The sequence below is a fragment of the Streptomyces sp. NPDC050161 genome, from assembly GCF_044460025.1.
GTDB lineage: Bacteria > Actinomycetota > Actinomycetes > Streptomycetales > Streptomycetaceae > Streptomyces.
On record NZ_JBITJM010000002.1, the window covers coordinates 242,771 to 259,154 of the forward strand.

At 72.3% G+C, this 16,384-nt stretch carries 9 protein-coding genes and 1 pseudogene; 4 read left to right on the forward strand and 6 right to left on the reverse strand.

Annotation, left to right across the window (positions count from 1 at the left end):
• Positions 1 to 10: 10 nt before the first annotated feature.
• From ACIBK8_RS04315 to ACIBK8_RS04325, 3 genes and pseudogenes are all read right to left on the reverse strand, one after another.
• Positions 11 to 721 (reverse strand): annotated as a pseudogene (locus ACIBK8_RS04315) (TetR/AcrR family transcriptional regulator); the annotation flags it as partial.
• Positions 718 to 3,003 (reverse strand): YhgE/Pip family protein, encoded by a 2,286-nt coding sequence (locus tag ACIBK8_RS04320; protein ID WP_399039998.1) that lies wholly within the window; start codon positions 3,001 to 3,003, stop codon positions 718 to 720. The pseudogene ACIBK8_RS04315 and the gene ACIBK8_RS04320, both read right to left, overlap by 4 nt.
• On the reverse strand, positions 2,975 to 3,787 hold the full coding sequence (locus ACIBK8_RS04325; RefSeq protein ID WP_399039999.1) for an ATP-binding cassette domain-containing protein: 813 nt from the start codon (positions 3,785 to 3,787) through the stop codon (positions 2,975 to 2,977). The genes ACIBK8_RS04320 and ACIBK8_RS04325 overlap by 29 nt, the downstream gene beginning before the upstream one ends.
• 210 nt (positions 3,788 to 3,997) lie before the next feature.
• Between ACIBK8_RS04325 and ACIBK8_RS04330 the strand changes: the two genes are divergently transcribed.
• Both ACIBK8_RS04330 and ACIBK8_RS04335 read left to right on the forward strand, forming a co-directional pair.
• Positions 3,998 to 6,814 (forward strand): discoidin domain-containing protein, encoded by a 2,817-nt coding sequence (locus ACIBK8_RS04330; RefSeq protein ID WP_399040000.1) that lies wholly within the window; start codon positions 3,998 to 4,000, stop codon positions 6,812 to 6,814.
• A 561-nt stretch (positions 6,815 to 7,375) separates the two neighbouring features.
• A complete protein-coding gene (locus ACIBK8_RS04335) occupies positions 7,376 to 11,374 on the forward strand; it encodes an ABC transporter ATP-binding protein (RefSeq protein WP_399040001.1) in 3,999 nt (1,332 codons plus the stop codon).
• A 10-nt stretch (positions 11,375 to 11,384) separates the two neighbouring features.
• On the opposite strand, the gene ACIBK8_RS04340 is transcribed toward ACIBK8_RS04335, so the two are convergent.
• Positions 11,385 to 11,600, reverse strand: coding sequence for a hypothetical protein (locus ACIBK8_RS04340; RefSeq protein ID WP_399040003.1), 216 nt, complete (start codon positions 11,598 to 11,600; stop codon positions 11,385 to 11,387).
• A complete protein-coding gene (locus ACIBK8_RS04345) occupies positions 11,597 to 11,812 on the reverse strand; it encodes a hypothetical protein (protein WP_399040004.1) in 216 nt (71 codons plus the stop codon). The genes ACIBK8_RS04340 and ACIBK8_RS04345 overlap by 4 nt, the downstream gene beginning before the upstream one ends.
• 227 nt (positions 11,813 to 12,039) lie before the next feature.
• Here ACIBK8_RS04345 and ACIBK8_RS04350 point away from each other — a divergent pair, with 227 nt between their 5' ends.
• Both ACIBK8_RS04350 and ACIBK8_RS04355 read left to right on the forward strand, forming a co-directional pair.
• Entirely contained in the window at positions 12,040 to 12,867 is an 828-nt protein-coding gene (locus tag ACIBK8_RS04350) for a helix-turn-helix domain-containing protein (protein WP_399040005.1), read from the forward strand.
• Between the two features lie 131 nt (positions 12,868 to 12,998).
• Positions 12,999 to 14,450 carry a S28 family serine protease gene (locus tag ACIBK8_RS04355; RefSeq protein ID WP_399040006.1) on the forward strand — a complete coding sequence of 484 codons (1,452 nt, stop codon included), beginning with the start codon at positions 12,999 to 13,001 and terminating at the stop codon, positions 14,448 to 14,450.
• Positions 14,451 to 14,509: 59 nt separating this feature from the next.
• On the opposite strand, the gene ACIBK8_RS04360 is transcribed toward ACIBK8_RS04355, so the two are convergent.
• On the reverse strand, positions 14,510 to 16,351 hold the full coding sequence (locus ACIBK8_RS04360; protein ID WP_399040007.1) for a glycoside hydrolase family 3 protein: 1,842 nt from the start codon (positions 16,349 to 16,351) through the stop codon (positions 14,510 to 14,512).
• Positions 16,352 to 16,384: the final 33 nt, after the last annotated feature.

The window sequence follows — 16,384 nt, forward strand, 5'->3', positions numbered from 1 at the left end:
CGGTCGCCGCTGCTCCGCCCACCCGCCCCTGCAACAGCCGGGACAGGGAGGCGTGGACGTCGCCGACGGAGCGGTGCGGCTGGAACGCCTGCCAGTCCAGGGCGGCCACCAGGACCATGCCGAAGAGGGCGGACGCGGTCAGCGGGATGTCGATGTCGTCGCTGAGTTCACCGGCGTCGACGCCGTCCCGCAGGACGGATTCGACGACGGCGAGCGCCCGGCCACGCACCGACTTCAAGGTGGCGCGCCAGGTGCGGTTGGTGCGCCAGAGCTCGGCGACGTAGAGCTGGGTGAGGGACGGGGATCCCGCGATGAAGTCGAGGCCGGCCCTGACCATCGCGTCCAGCGCGTCGATCCGGGTGCCGCCGCGCCGTGACGTGGTGTCGGCGGCGTGCCGCAGGGATGCGGCGAGCAGGTCGATGCCGTCCCGCAGGAGTTCTTCGAAGAGGTCGTTCTTGCTGGTGAAGTTGTAGTAGACGGTGCCCTTCGCGACACCGGCGCGGTCGGCGATCTCGTCCACGGTCGTGGCGGAGAAGCCCTGTTCGGCGATGAGGGTGACCGCGGCGTCGAAGAGCTTGCGGCGGGTGCCCGCACGCCGGGTGGCGCGGGGTCCGGCCTCGGTGGTGGTGCCGTGACGGGGGCCGGCCGGATCGCCGGGCCCGGCCGCCGGGGCGGTGCCGATCGTGGCACCGCCCCGGCCGCCCGTGAGGTCGGTCGTCACAGGCTGAGTTCCGGATGCAGGTCCTTCATCCGGACGACCTGCCGGCCGCGCGCCGTCAGCGCGGTGAGCGCCAGCGCGCCGACGGCGAAGACCGCCAGGACGACGCTGCCCTGCCAGACGATGGCCAGATCGCCGCCGGTGATGAGCCGCCGCAGGCCGTCGACGACGTAACTCATCGGCAGGAACGGGTGGATGGCGGCGAAGAAGCCGGGGCTGGTCTGCACCGGGTACGTGCCGCCCGCCGAGGTCAGCTGGAGCATCAGGATGACCAGGGTGAGCACCCGGCCCGCCGGGCCGAATACCGCGCTCAGCAGCTGGATGATGGCGGTGAAGCAGGCGGTGGCCAGCAGCAGGTAGCCGACCGTGGCGCCCGCTCGGGCCATTTCCAGGCCGAGGCCCCAGTGGAGCACCGCCATCAGCGCCAGCACCTGGGTGACGCCGATCGCGAAGGCCGGCAGCCAGGAGCCGATGGCTATCCGCCAGCCGGGTGCGCCGGCGGCCAGGGCACGCTTGCTCAGCGGCTGGAACAGCATGAAGGCGACCATCGCGCCGACCCAGAGGGAGAGCGGGATGAAGTAAGGGGCGAGCCCCGTACCGTAGTTGGGCGCCTTGTGCATCGCCTTGGAGGCCAGCTCGACCGGGTCGGACATGACGTCGGTACGCGCGTCCCGGTCCTTCTTGTCGTAGTCCGGGATCTTGGCGACGCCGCTGTTCAGGCCGTCGGCCAGCTGGTTGGAGCCGTCCTTGAGCTTGTAGATGCCGCCGTTGAGGGAGACCGCGCCGTCCTCCAGCTTGCCGAGGCCGCTGCCGAGCTGGTCGGTGCCGTCCTTGGCGTCGCCGATGCCGCGGTGGACCTGGCCTGCGCCGTCGGCGAGGTCGCCCGCGCCGCCCGCCAGCTTGCCGCTGCCGTCGGCGATCTTGCCGCTGCCGTCGGCGAGCGCGCCGAGTCCGGTGACGAACTGGTCGGCGCCGTCGGCCACCTGGTGGGCACCGGCGTTCAGCTTGTTGAGCTGCGCTATCTGCCCGTCGGCGTTCTTCGCGATGGCCGGGACCTGCTCGGCGACCATCACCGCGCCCTGGTGTATCTCGCGCAGCTTGTCGCGGGAGGAGTCCAGGTCGATGCGGGAGAGGGCATTGTCGACCTTCTCGATGGCATCGACGGCCGCCGCCGTACCGGCCGCGACACCCTTCTGCTCCGCGCAGCTGGAGTCGGTGGCGGTACCGCCGCAGTTCTTCTGGTAGAGGGCTGCCGCGTCATCGGCGGCCTTGCGGGCCTTGGCCAGCGACTGCGAGGAGTTGCCGCGCAGGGTACCCAGGTCGTGGTCGAGGGCCTGGGTGAGGTCGGCGACGAACTGGGCGCCGTCGGCGATCTCCTTGCTGTGCTTCTTGAGGTAGGGCAGGTCCTTCTTGGCCAGGCCCTGGACCTTGGTGACCAACTCCTGCGTGCCGTCCGCGACCTGGCCCGCGCCCTTGCTGAGCGCACGGGCCTTGGCCTGCGCCTCGCCGACGCCGCTGTGCAGGTCGCCGGCGCCCTTGCTGAGCTGCCCCGCCTTGTCGTGCAGGGTGTCAGCGCCGTCGCTGACCTTGCCCGAGCCGTCGTTCAGCTTGCCGAGGCCGCCCGACAGCTTGCCGGTGCTGTCCTTGGCGGTGCCGAGGCCGTTGGCGAGCTTGCCCGCGCCCTTCTTGGCGTCGCCGAGTCCGTCGTCCAGCCTGCCGGCGCCGTCCGCCGCCTTCTCCGTCTGGTCGTGCAGGTCGGAGAAGGACACGAAGATCTTGTCGAGGAACTGCCGGGAGGACTTCGCCGACGTCTTGGCGCGGATCTCCGAGAAGACCGTCTTGGAGATCGAGCCGACGATGTAGCTGTTGGCGTCGTTCGTACGGACCTGGAGCGCGCCGGTCTGCGGGTCGTCACCGCCGCTGGAGGCGATGCGCTTGCTGAAGTCCGACGGCACGGTCAGCGAGAGGTAGTACGTGCCGTCCTCGACGCCCTTGGCCGCCTCGGACGAGCTGACCTCCTGCCAGTCGAAGGTGTTGCTGTCCCGGACGCTCTTGGCGAGCTGGGTGCCCGCGTCCAGGTGCTTGCCGTCGGCCGTCGCACCCTTGTCGTCGTTGACGAGCGCGACCGGGATCTTGTCGAGCCGACTGTAGGGATCCCAGAAGGACCACAGGTAGAGGGCTCCGTAGAGCAGGGGGATCAGCGTGAGGGCGATGATGCCGAGCCGGGGGAGCTTGCCCCGGCCGAAGCGCCTCAGCTCAAGCGCGGCCAGTTTCGGCGAACGCATCCGCTGTGTCCTCCTCGTGGGTGTCGGCCGGGCCGTGCGGGCCGGCGGCGGTCGTGGGGTCGGTGGCCGCTGCGCGCGCGGGAGCGTCCTGGGCCGTCGTGCGGACGATCAGCGCATCGGCGGGGGCGTCACTGCCCGCGGCCACGACGGTGATGCCGGCCCGCGCGAGGTCGCGCAACAGCTGCCAGGCCAGGTCGCGTTCGTCCGCGGAGAGCTTGAGGTCGACGTCGTCGACGGCGAGCAGATGCGGGTCGTGCAGCACGCCGAGTGCGACGGACAGCCGCAGCGCTTCGATCCGTTCGAGGTCACGGACGGCGGTGCGCAGCCCCTTGGGCAGGGTCTCGGGGTCGAGCCCCACGGTCGCGAGCGCGGTCTCGATCCGGGCCCGGCGGGCTTCCTTGTGGCCCCGGCTCCAGGGGAGCGCGAGCGGTGAACCCTTGAGGCGGCGGCCCAACAGGGCGGCCTCCTTGAGGTGTTCGGCGACGGTGAGGGCCGGTTCGAGGTCGGCGACACCGGGCACATGGGCGATCGCGGTGCGGCTGCGCACCGTGCCCATCCGCTTCGGCAGCGGGAAGCCGGCGACCGTGGCGTGGCCTTCGGAGATCCGCATCCGGCCGGTGAGCGCGAGCAGGAGGCAGGTGCGGCCGGAGCCCGAAGGGCCCTGTACGGCGATCAGTTCGCCCGGTTCCGCGGAGATGTCGACACCTCTGAAGGCCCATCCGCGTGGGCCCTCGACTCCGATTCCCCTGGCGATGACCGCCGCCCCCTGACGGGTGGTGTCCACTGCCCCTCCTTTGTTCTGACTGGTCAGTCTAAAAGTTTGCCGTATGGATGGCCCTGTTGGCAATCGGAGGCACCAGGTCTGGCGGAGCTGCTGCGTCCGGCGGCATCCCGGCCTAATCTCGCCCTGACATCGCGGCGACACCGCGAGGTTCCAGAGCAAGTCCGTGCCGGGGCAGCCGCGGTGCGGGCCGCGCACGGACGACGGAGAGCGATGACTCACTCGGCACACCACCCTGCGGAGCCGCCGGCCCAGCACCCCGGCGGCCGGCCCGCCCGCCGCCGGAACCCCCGGCCGCACCGGCTGGTCGCCCCGCTCCTCGCGGGAGCGCTGGTCGCCGCCCTGTCCCCCGCCTCGGCGCACGCCGCGACGGACCCGGGAAGCGCCCCGCAACCACCACCCGCCGCGAACGCACCGTGCGCCAAGGGCGGCGGCTGGACGGCGACTTCCACCCGCATCGACCCCGACGACAGCCATCACGCCTTCGTCGGCAACGGCTACCTCGGCCAGCGGGTACCGCCCAACGGCACCGGCTACGCCGCACCCGGAGGGGAGACCGGCTGGCCGCTGAAGACCCCGGAGTACGACGGCTCGTTCGTCTCGGGGCTCTACGCCAAGGGCCCCGAGAACGTCGAAGGCCGGCAGGCCATCGCCGCGATACCCACCTGGACCACCCTCGACGTCGCCACCGGTGGCGCACACGCCGAGACCTTCTCCTCGGCGACCGCCCCCGGACGGATCTCCCGCTACCGCCAGACACTCCACCTGCGCTGCGGATTCGTCCGCACCTCCCTGACCTGGACCGCCGCCGACGGCCGCGCCACCGACCTGGTCTACGACATACTTGCCGACCGCACCGACGCGCACACCGGCGCCGTACGGCTGCGGATGACGCCCCACTGGAGCGGCACCGCCACGGTCACCGACGTACTCGACGGACGCGGCGCCCGCCGGATGAAGGCCGCCGGCACCCCGGCACGATCCGGCGGCGGCACCATGGACGTCGCCTTCCGCACCGACGGCACGAAGACCGAGGGCGCCGTCGCCTCGACCCTGCGTCCGGGGCACGGGGTGCACCCCCGCCCCGTCCGGCAGCCGAAGCAGGCGTCCGGCCTGACCAACCGGCAGAAGGTGGCCTTCCCCGTCCGCAGTGGCCGCTCGTACCGGCTGACCAAGTACGTCGGTGTGGACACCGCCCTCACCTCCCGCACCCCGCGGGCCGCCGCGGACGCCGCCTCCCGGCGGGCCGCGGGCCGCGGCTGGGACACGCTCTTCGCCCGGCACACCGCCGCCTGGCAGAGGCTGTGGCGCAGCGACATCGAGGTCAACGGGCGGCCCGACCTCCAGTCGTGGGTGCGATCGGCGCAGTACGGGCTGCTGTCCAGCACCCGCGCCGGCAGCCGCAACAGCATCGGCCCGACCGGACTGACCAGCGACAACTACGCCGGTGAGGTCTTCTGGGACGCCGAGACCTGGATGTATCCAGGGCTGCTGGCGACCCACCCCGCGCTCGCCAGGTCGATCGTCGACTACCGCTACAAGACCCGCGCCGGGGCCCGCGCCAACGCCGAGAAGCTCGGCTACGACGGGCTGTTCTACGCCTGGACCAGCGGCAGCAAGGGCGACCTGTGGAACGAGTGCCACAGCTGGGATCCGCCGCACTGCAAGACCCAGAACCACCTGATGGGCGACATCTCCCTCGCCACCTGGCAGTACTACCTCGCCACCAAGGACACCGCCTGGCTGAAGGCGCGCGGCTGGCCGGTGCTCAAGGGCATCGCCGAGTTCTGGGCCTCCCGGGCCACCCGCAACGCCGACGGCAGCTACTCCGTCAAGAACGTCGCCGGGCCCGATGAGTACAGCAACGGCGTGGACGACGGCGTCTTCACCAACGCCGGCGCCGCCACCGCGCTGCGGCACGCCGCCCGCGTCGCCGAGATCCTCGGCGAGCGCGCCCCCGCTTCCTGGAAGACCATCGCCGACAAGCTCCGCATCCCCTACGACGCGAAGAACAAGGTCTTCCAGCAGTACGACGGCTACCGGGGCACCACCATCAAGCAGGCCGACACCGTGCTGCTGATGTACCCGCTGGAGTGGCCGATGCCCCAGGAGCGGGCTGCCGCCACCCTCGACTACTACGCCGCCCGCACCGACCCCGACGGCCCGGCCATGACCGACTCGGTGCACGCCATCGACGCGGCCGGCATCGGTGAGCCCGGCTGCTCGGCCTACACCTATCTCCTGCGCTCCATCAAGCCGTTCGTGCGCGGCCCCTTCGCGCAGTTCTCCGAGGCGCGGGGCGACAAGGCGGGTGCCGAGGACCCGCACGCCGGGAAGCCCGCCCAGGACTTCCTCACCGGCAAGGGCGGCTTCCTCCAGACCTTCACCCACGGTCTGACGGGCCTGCGGCTGCGCGAGGACAGCGTGCATCTCGACCCGACGCTGCCGCCGCAGCTGTCCGAAGGCGTCACCCTGCGCGGGCTGCACTGGCAGGGCAGGACGTACGACGTGGCGATCGGCGCGGACCACACCACCGTGCGTCTCACGGCGGGCGAGCCGATGCGGATCGAGGCGCCGGAGGGCGACAGGGTGGTGAGCGCGAGCATGCCGGTGGTCCTCAAGACCCGTCGTCCCGACCTGACGCCGACGTCGAACGCCGCCCGCTGCGCCCCGGCGAAGGCCACGTCCGAAGAGCCGGGCATGTACGCAGCCGCCGCGGTGGACGGCAACACGGCCACCGCCTGGGTGCCCGACGCCGCCACCGGCACGCTCACCGTCGACCTCGGCCGCGTCCTCCGCGTCGGCCAGGTCACCCCGCACTGGAACGCGACCGCGCCGAAGTCCTATGTCGTGCAGGTCTCGCGGGACGGCAGGCACTGGACCGGGACCGGCTACGCCGGGCGGACGCCGGCCCGCTACGTACGCGTCGTGGTGCACGGCGACGGGACACCGGCGGCCGACGGCACTCCGAAGAAGCATCCGGGGATCTCGGAGCTGACGGTCGACAAGGCCACCGGAAGCGGGCGCTGACCCGCCTCGCTGCCGGGAGTGCGGTGGCGGGGGCGGCCGGGGTGTCCACAGCCCCGGCCGCCCCCGGCCGTTGCCCGCCGCGACGTCCGGCGGATGCCCCGGCCGTCCGGCGCTGCGCTCGGGACCGTTGGTCGGGGGCCGCTCGTCCCCGCGTAAGGAAGGGGAGGCCGTCGCGATGCGGCGCGGTGCCGCGGCGGCGGATGCGGGTGTTCCCGCGAGCAGCGCGACGGCGGCTGCTCCGGCGAGTGCCACCGCGAGGCGGCGGCAGGTCTGTAATGTCATGTCACTCAGCGTGACGGTCGCGGGCTCCGGTCTCGTCAGGGATCTCCCCGAGACCACCCGAATCCGCCCCTGAGGCCGGGGCAGGGGCGTCACCCGGTGGTCGCCCACCGCTCGCCCCGGCGGCACCGCTTGCGCCGCCCTGACGCCACCCCCGACGCGGCCCCCGACGCCTCCCTGACGGCACCCCCATCCGACCCCTTGAATTGTTACGACGGGATGAAAAACACACGTCGCGGTGTTGGAGTCTTCGATCAAGGGTCGAGGTGCGGGAGGCATCGGGTGACGGGGACGGATACGGCACGACAGGGCTGGACGCGGCGGTTGCTCCGCGACTGTCTGCACTACCGCAGGGACGTGCTGCTGGCGCTCGGCTCCTCGCTCGGCGGTATGGCCGTGATGGCGCTCGTCCCGCTCGTACCGAAGCTGATCATCGACGACGTGATCGTCAGCCACGACCGCCCGCTCGCCCCCTGGGCGACACTCATGATCGTCGCCGCCGTCGTCGTCTACGCCCTCACCTACGTACGGCGCTACTACGGCGGCCGGCTCGCCCTCGACGTGCAGCACAGCCTGCGCACCCGCATGTTCGGCTCGATCGCCCGGCTGGACGGCCGACGGCAGGACGAGCTGAGCACCGGCCAGGTCATCGGCCGCGCCACCAGCGACCTTCAGCTCATACAAGGGCTGCTGTTCATGACACCCATGATGATCGGGAACGTCCTGCTGTTCGTGGTCTCCCTGGTCGTCATGGTGATCCTCTCCCCGCTGCTCACCGTCGTCGCGCTGGCGGTCGCCCCGGCCCTGTGGTTCATCGCCAAGCGCAGCCGCGACCGGCTCTTCCCCGCCACCTGGTACGCGCAGGGCCAGGCCGCCGCGGTGGCCGGCGTCGTGGACGGCGCGGTCTCCGGCGTCCGGGTCGTCAAGGGCTTCGGGCAGGAGGAGCAGGAGACCGGCAAGCTCAGGGAGGTCAGCCGCAGGCTGTTCGCCGGGCGGCTGCGCACCGTACGCCTCAACTCCGTCTACACCCCCGCCCTCCAGGCCGTCCCGGCCCTCGGCCAGGTCGCGATGCTCGCCCTGGGCGGCTGGATGGCCACCCGGGGGCAGGTCACCCTCGGCACCTTCGTGGCCTTCTCCACCTACCTCGCCCAGCTGGTCGGCCCGGTCCGGATGCTGGCCATGATGCTCACCATCGGCCAGCAGGCACGGGCCGGCGTCGAGCGGGTCTACGAACTGATCGACACCGAGCCGGTGATCGTGGAACGCGAGGACGCGCACGCGCTCCCCGCCGACGCCCCGGCGAGCGTCGAATTCGACGCGGTGACCTTCGGATACGGCCAGGCGACCGCCGACGGGACGCGGGCCGCGGGCGAGGCCCCCGGCGCCGAGCAGGCCGGAGCGGAGAGCGGAGCGGCCGGGCAGGAGAGCGCCCCCGCCCGGCCCGTCCTGGACGGCTTCTCGCTGCGCATCGCCCCTGGTGAGACCGTGGCCGTCGTCGGCAGCTCCGGCAGCGGCAAGTCCACCGTCTCGCTGCTGCTGCCCCGCTTCTACGACGTCTCCGCGGGCCGGGTGCTGGTCGGCGGCCACGACGTACGCGACCTCTCCCTGGAATCGCTGCGCGCCGTCATCGGCCTGGTCCCCGAGAGCAGCTTCCTGTTCTCCGACTCGGTGCGCGACAACATCGCCTACGGCCACCCCGAGGCCACCGACGAGCAGATCCGCACCGCCGCCCGCGCCGCCCAGGCCGACGGCTTCATCAGCGAACTGCCCGAGGGGTACGACACCAAGGTCGGCGAGCAGGGCATGACGCTCTCCGGCGGCCAGCGCCAGCGCGTCGCCCTGGCCCGCGCGATCCTCACCGACCCCAGGCTGCTGGTCCTGGACGACGCGACATCGGCGGTCGACGCCCGCGTCGAGCACGAGATCCACGAGGCGCTGCGCGGCGTGATGGCCGGCCGCACGACCCTGCTCATCGCGCACCGCGCGTCGACCCTGGCGCTCGCCGACCGGGTCGCCGTCCTGGACGGCGGCCGGCTGGTCGACATCGGCACCCAGGACGAGCTGGCCGGCCGCTGCGCGCTCTACCGCAGGCTGCTGACCGACCCGGACGAACTGGGCGGCGTCGCCCACGACCCGGCGGGCGAGGCGGTGTCCGGCGCGTTCGGCGGCGAGTACGCGGCGTCCGGCCTCCTCACCCTCGCCCCGGAGATCCCCGAGCCCGCCCCGGACACCGACCCTGACGTCCTACGCACCGACCCTGACGCCCCGCACACCGAACCCGACGCCCCGCGTACCGACCCCGACGGGGCCCGTGCCGGGACGGCGGGGATCACCCCCGAGCTGTGGGTCCGCCGCGACGAAGAGGCCGCGGCGGTCGCGGCGGGCACGGCGCAGGCCGCCGCTGCCGCGGGCCCCGGCATGGGCGCCGCGATGGCCGGGATGCCCGCCACCCCCGAGCTGCTCGCCCAGGTCGCGGCCCTCCCGCCGGCCACCGACACCCCGGACATCGACGAGCAGCGGGCCGCGCGCTCCGAGCGTTCCTACGGGCTGCGCCGCCTGCTGCACGGCTTCGGCAGGCCGCTGGGCATCGCCCTGGCGCTGGTGGCCGTGGACGCGCTGGGCGGCCTCCTCGTACCGATCCTGATCCGGCAGGGCATCGACGAGGGCGTACGCCGCGGAGTGCTGGCCGGGGTGTGGACCGCGGCGGCCATCGCCCTCTTCGTCGTCCTCGCCCAGTGGGCCGCGCAGATCGGCTCCAACAGGATGACCGGACGCACCGGCGAGCGGGTCCTGTACTCGCTGCGCGTCAAGATCTTCGCGCAGCTCCAGCGCCTCGGCCTGGACTACTACGAGCGCGAGCTGACCGGCAAGATCATGACGCGGATGACCACGGACGTGGACGCCCTGTCGACGTTCCTCCAGACCGGCCTGGTCACCGCCGTCGTCTCCCTGCTCACCTTCTTCGGCATCCTCGTCGCGCTGCTGGTCATCGACGTGCAGCTGGCGCTGGTCGTCTTCGCCACGCTGCCGCCGCTGATCATCGGCACGTACTTCTTCCGCAAGCAGAGCGTCAAGGCGTACGAGCTGGCGCGCGAGCGGATCAGCGTCGTCAACGGCGACCTCCAGGAGAGCGTCGCGGGGCTGCGCATCGTGCAGGCGTTCCGCCGTGAGGGCCTCGGCGCCGCCCGGTTCGCGGACCGCAGCCACGCCTACCGGCAGGCGCGGGTCCGCGGCCAGTTCCTGATATCGCTCTACTTCCCGTTCGTGCAGCTGCTGTCGTCCGTCGCCGCCGCGATGGTGCTCATCGTGGGCGCGGGGCGGGTCGGCGCCGGCACGCTCAGTGCGGGCGCGCTGGTCGCGTACCTCCTCTACATCGACCTGTTCTTCTCCCCGGTGCAGCAGCTCTCCCAGGTCTTCGACGGATACCAGCAGGCATCCGTCTCGCTCGGCCGCATCCAGGAACTGCTGCGCGAGCCGACCACCACCCCGGCGCCCGAGCAGCCGCGCCCGGTGCCGGCCCTGCGCGGCGAGATCACCTTCGACGACGTCCACTTCCACTACGGCAATCAGGGCGAGGCGTCCGAACAGGCCCTGACCGGCGTCGACCTGGTCATACCCGCGGGCCAGACGGTCGCCTTCGTGGGGGAGACGGGCGCTGGCAAGTCCACGCTGGTCAAGCTGGTCGCCCGGTTCTACGACCCGACGTCGGGCGCGGTCCGCGCCGACGGCACCGACCTGCGGGAGCTGGACCTGACCGGCTACCGCCATTGCCTCGGCGTCGTCCCCCAGGAGTCCTACCTGTTCGCCGGAACGGTCCGGGACGCCATCGCCTACGGACGCCCGGACGCCACCGACGCCGAGGTGGAGGCCGCGGCGCGGGCGGTGGGCGCGCACGCGATGGTCGCCACCCTGGACGGCGGCTACCTCCACGAAGTCGCCGAGCGTGGCCGCAACCTCTCCGCGGGCCAGCGCCAGCTGCTCGCACTGGCCCGCGCCGAACTGGTCGACCCGGACGTGCTGTTGCTCGACGAGGCCACCGCTGCCCTCGACCTCGCGTCCGAAGCCGTCGTCAACCAGGCCACCGACCGTCTCGTGGGCCGCCGGACGACCCTGGTCGTCGCGCACCGCCTGACCACCGCGGCCCGCGCCGACCGGGTCGTGGTGATGGACCACGGCAGGGTCGCCGAGGACGGCACGCACACCGAACTCCTCGCCCGCGGCGGCCGTTACGCCGCCCTGTGGCGCAGTTTCACGGGCGAGGAGGCGCCGGCCAAGGTGTGAGGCGCCGCGGTCAGCGGCACACCGGACTCGCCGGACGGCTGCCGGGCACACAGTCCGGCAGCTCGCCCGTGCGGTCCACCCGCCGCAGCGCGGACCGCCCGCAGGCGCCGCACAACTGCCAGTGCAGGACGATCAGTTGGCCTCCGCAGTGCACCCCTGGTGAGGTGTAGGCGAGGGCCGTAGCGGTGTCCGTTCCGCAGGACGGACAGGCGCCGGCGGCGGTCACCTGGCACCCCGCACGGCACCCGGCGCACCGCCGGTGGCGGGCCCGCGGCCCGGCCGGACGGCCACGGCCGCGGCCAGCGGCAGCAGCCACTCCGCACCCTGCGGCAGCCCGCCGGCCGCGTCGGGGTGCAGGACGAGGACGAAGCCCGTCGCGAGCACGGCCAGGAAGGCCAGTGCCGCGAGGGACAGGGCGACGTTCAGCTGGAAGGACATGAGGCTCCTCGCTCTCCTCCGCCCCCGGGGCGGGGGCAGTCGCAGGTGGTCACAAAGGCAGTGTGCGCAGCGGGAGAGGGCCGTACCACGGGACGGAGACGCGCGTAGACCTTCCCGGGCAGCACCGTGCCGGTCCCGGACACTGGCGAACTCCCGTGTATTTCGCGGACAATGACGGTCACTCACGAACGTCTGGTGTCACCACCGGCGGACAGCGCGGGAGAAGCATGACCAGCCGTACCGATCGGGCTCCGGGCCCGCTGGCCGATTTCGCCGCGGAACTGCGGCGGGTGAAACGCGAGTGCGACAACCCCACGGACGGGGCGATCGCCGAGAAGATGCGCTGTTCGCGCAGCGCGGTCTCCGCCTACGTCAACGCGCACCGCTTCCCCGACTGGGAGGCGACCGAGGCGTTCGTGCGGGCCTGCGGCGGTCGGCCGGAGCGGCTGCGCCCGCTGTGGCGCCGCACCGCCGACGCGCTGGACGCGTTGCAGCACGGCGGTACGGCGCGGCAGGTCGTCGGCGAGGCCATGCTGTCCGCGCACTGGTACCGCACCAACCCGGAGTTCTACGGCGCAGCCGCCGAACGCGTCCGCAGCGCCCGTGCGTCCGTCCGCGTCACCTACACCCGCTGTGAGCCGCCCACGCACTACACGACCCCGGCGTCGGCCGAGTACTTCGACGCCATCCTGGACTGGGCGCGGGAGGGCTCCGACGGCCGCTACGTGCAGCGCGTCATCGGCGTACCGGAGCCCGCCGGGTCGCCGCTGCCGGAGATGCTCGACTGGGCGCGCCGGCATCACGACGACACCTGCGGCATCAAGAACTACCAGGCCAGGGTGTTGCGATGGGGCGCGGACGCGGACGGCCTCAACATGGCGCTGATCGACGACAACGTGGTCTTCCTGGCCTTCTCCGGCGGCGCCCAGGAGAAGCTGAACGGCTTCAGCGTGGAGGACCCCACCTTCATGTCGTACTTCTCCGGCTACTTCGACCAGTTGTGGGGAGCGCTGCCCCGCCTCGGCTCCTACCTGGCGCGTCCCACGGCCGGTTGAGCCGCCCCGAGGGGCGCGCAAGCCACCAGGCGCACACCTCAATCGTCGAACGTGAGGACGAAAGGGGCTGGTGGGGCAGCGAAAGGCCCCGATAGGTTCGGCGCGACCTTTGCGACCCCAGGGGAGTGAGTATGCGAAGAACGCTCAGAGGGCTGTTGTCGCTCGCCGTGCTCATCGGCACGGCAGGCGCGGGAACCGGCACGGCGGGCGCGGCCACCGCCGCCGGGCCGATACCCAGCGCCACAGCGGCGGCCACCACCGCCGGCCCGGCGTCCGCGGACATCGAGGACCGGATACGCGCGATACCCGGCATGAGCCTCATAGCGGAGAAACCGGTCGACGGGTACCGCTACTTCGTCCTGAACTACACGCAGCCGATCGACCACCGCCACCCCTCCAAGGGCACCTTCCAGCAGCGGCTGACCCTGCTCCACAAGTCGGTGGACCGCCCGACGGTCTTCTTCACCTCGGGCTACAACGTCAGCACCACGCCGTCCCGCAGCGAACCGACCCGCCTCATCGACGGCAACCAGGTCTCCCTGGAATACCGCTACTTCACCCCGTCGAGGCCGCAGCCCGCTGACTGGCGGAAGCTGACCATCCGGCAGGCGGCCGACGACCAGCACCGCATCTACCAGGCGCTGCACCGCATCTACCGCAAGAACTGGATCGCCACCGGCGGCAGCAAGGGCGGCATGACGGCGACGTACTACCGCCGCTTCCACCCGCAGGACATGAACGGCACCGTCGCCTACGTCGCGCCGAACGACGTCGACAACGACGAGGACTCCGCGTACGACCGGTTCTTCCGGACCGTCGGGACCGCCGAATGCCGAAGCGCCCTGCACGCCATCACCCGCGAGGCGCTGAAGCGGCGCGACGAGATGGACGAGCGGTTCGCGCGGTGGGCGGCGAAGGAGAAGCGCACCTTCGGCCTCTTCGGCACCGTGGACCGCGCCTACGAAGTCATGGTCACCGACCTGGAGTTCGGCTTCTGGCAGTACCAGCCCGCCGCCACCGCCTGCGCCGACGTGCCGAAGCCCGGTGTCTCCACCGACGACCTGTGGACGTGGATGGACGAGGTCGGCGGCTTTGCGAGCTACACCGACCAGGGTGTGGAGTCGTACACGCCGTACTACTACCAGGCCGGAACGCAGATGGGCGAGCCCGGATACCGCTACCCGCACCTGAAGGGGCTGCTCAAGTACCCGGGCATCAACAGCTCCCGCACGTTCGTGCCGCGGGACATCCCGATGCGCTTCGACAAGCGCGCCATGCCGGACATCGACCGCTGGGTGCGCCACCACGCCGAGCGGATGATGTTCGTCAACGGCGAGTTCGACCCGTGGAGTTCGGAGCACTTCGAGCCGGGCAAGGGCACGAAGGACGCGTACGTCTTCACGGTCCCCGGCGGCAACCATGGCTCGGACATCAGCCTCCTGAAGGACGCGGACCGGACGATGGCCACCGCCGCACTCCTCGACTGGGCAGGCGTCGGAGCAGGCGAGGTGACGCCGCAGGCGCCGTACGACAAGAAGCTGGACCGGCGCGAGAGCCGTCGGATGCCGGCGCTGCGCCCGTGACCTCCTGACCGCAACAACGGCGCGCTCCTGGCCCGGAGCGCGCCGTTGTGGTGCCGGGGTCAGTACGCCAGTCCGTGCCCGACGGGGTAGAGCGCGGTGTCCGGGGCGTCGGCCCGCATCACCGGAACCGGAAGGCAACCCTCCGGATTCCGCCGTCCCGCGATCACCCGGGCGGCGGCCCGCAGTTCGACGTCCGTCCAGCCGTAACTCGCGAGCCCCGCACGGACCCCGTCCAGCTGCGCGATGTCGTACGGGCCGCGGACCGCCAGCTGCACCACCGGCTTCCCGGTCGCCAGCAGCGCGGCGACCAGGGCGCGTTGCGGGGAGTCAGCCGTCACGTCGTACGTGGCGACCACCACCGCGTCGTGCTCGTCCAGCGCCGCCACCGCGCGGTCGATCAGCTCCCGGGACGGTTTCGGGCCCGTCGGCAGCGCGGTCGCGGTGAAGCCGAGGCCGGTCAGCTCGCGCGCCAGGACATCGGTGGGCGGCCCGCCGGTTCCGGTCGGCGCGGCGGCGTCCACCCCCGCCACCAGCACCCGGCGCTCGCGGCGGCGGGAGAGCGGCAGCAGCCCGCCGTCGTTGCGCAGCAGCGTGGTGGTGCGGTCCGCGATCCGGTCCGCGGTGTCCAGATGCCGACGGATGCCGACCACGCGGTCGACGGCCCGCCGCGAGGTGTACGGATCGGCGAACAGGCCGCGGCGCTCCTTGAGCAGCAGGATGCGCAGCAGCTTGGTGTCGATGTCGTCATCGGCCAGTTCGCCGTCCTTCATGGCCCGCACGACGGCGGCGTGCGCGACGGCCAGGTCCGGCGGGTTGAGCAACTGGTCGACACCTGCCTTGAGGGCGAGGACCGGCACCCGGTCGTCGCCGTACTTCTCCCGCACGCCCTGCATGCCGAGCGAGTCGGTCACCACCACGCCGTCGTAGCCCAGGCGTTCGCGGAGGATGCCGGTGAGGATGGGGTGCGAGAGGGTGGCCGGGTCCTCGGACGGGTCGAAGGCCGGGACGACGATGTGCGCCGTCATGATCGAGTCGATGCCGGCGGCGATGGCGGCCCGGAACGGCGGGGCGTCGAGCCGCTCCCACTCCTCGGCGGTGTGGTGGATGTACGGCAGTCCGACGTGGCTGTCGGTGTCGGTGTCGCCGTGCCCGGGGAAGTGCTTGGCGCAGGCCGCGACCCCGGCGCTCTGGTAGCCGCGCACGGCGGCGGCCACCTTCCTTGCCGCTGCCTGCGGATCGGAGCCGAAGGAACGGACGCCGATGACCGGGTTGGCCGGGTTGACGTTGACGTCCGCGTCCGGCGCGTAGTCCTGCCGGATTCCCATCGCGTACAGCTCGGCGCCGCTGATCCGGCCGGCCGTCCAGCTGTCGTCGCGCGAGCCGGATGCGCCGAGGGCCATCGCCCCGGGCAGGAGGGTGGCGGGCGCGCCGATCCGTGCCACGGCGCCGTGCTCCTGGTCCGTGGAGATCAGCAGCGGCACCGGCACCCGCTGGGCCGCACCGGCCCGCTGGATGCCGTTGGACAGCTCGGCGATCTGGTGCGGATCGCGGGTGTTGTGCGCCCAGGTGAAGTAGATGATGCCGCCGACGTGGAACCTGGCGATCAGCTCCGCGGCGTTGGCGACGCCGATCTCCTTGCGGTTGGCCTCCGCGTCGGCCGGGTCGGGGTCGGTCGCGGAGTGCCCGTAGACCCGCATCACGAAGAGCTGCCCGGCCTTCTCCTCCGGTGTCATGCCGGAGATGAGGCGCCGCAGCCGGTCCCGCGCAGCCGTGCCGCCGCGGTCATCGGATGCGGACGGCGGGCGGACGGCGGCCTGCTCCGCGGCCTGCGCGGGACCGGACGCGGCGCAGGCGGCGGCTGCCGCTGCGGCGGTGGTCAGGACGGTACGTCTGGAGTGCATGTGCGCTCCTTCCGGAGGGCTGCCCCGGCGAAG

Bases quoted from the DNA above. Each gene is read 5' to 3' on its own strand.
- ACIBK8_RS04320 (WP_399039998.1), bottom strand. From the start codon at position 3,003: ATGCGTTCGCCGAAACTGGCCGCGCTTGAGCTGAGGCGCTTCGGCCGG.
- ACIBK8_RS04330 (WP_399040000.1), top strand. From the start codon at position 3,998: ATGACTCACTCGGCACACCACCCTGCGGAGCCGCCGGCCCAGCACCCC.
- ACIBK8_RS04345 (WP_399040004.1), bottom strand. From the start codon at position 11,812: ATGTCCTTCCAGCTGAACGTCGCCCTGTCCCTCGCGGCACTGGCCTTC.
- ACIBK8_RS04350 (WP_399040005.1), top strand. From the start codon at position 12,040: ATGACCAGCCGTACCGATCGGGCTCCGGGCCCGCTGGCCGATTTCGCC.
- ACIBK8_RS04355 (WP_399040006.1), top strand. From the start codon at position 12,999: ATGCGAAGAACGCTCAGAGGGCTGTTGTCGCTCGCCGTGCTCATCGGC.
- ACIBK8_RS04360 (WP_399040007.1), bottom strand. From the start codon at position 16,351: ATGCACTCCAGACGTACCGTCCTGACCACCGCCGCAGCGGCAGCCGCC.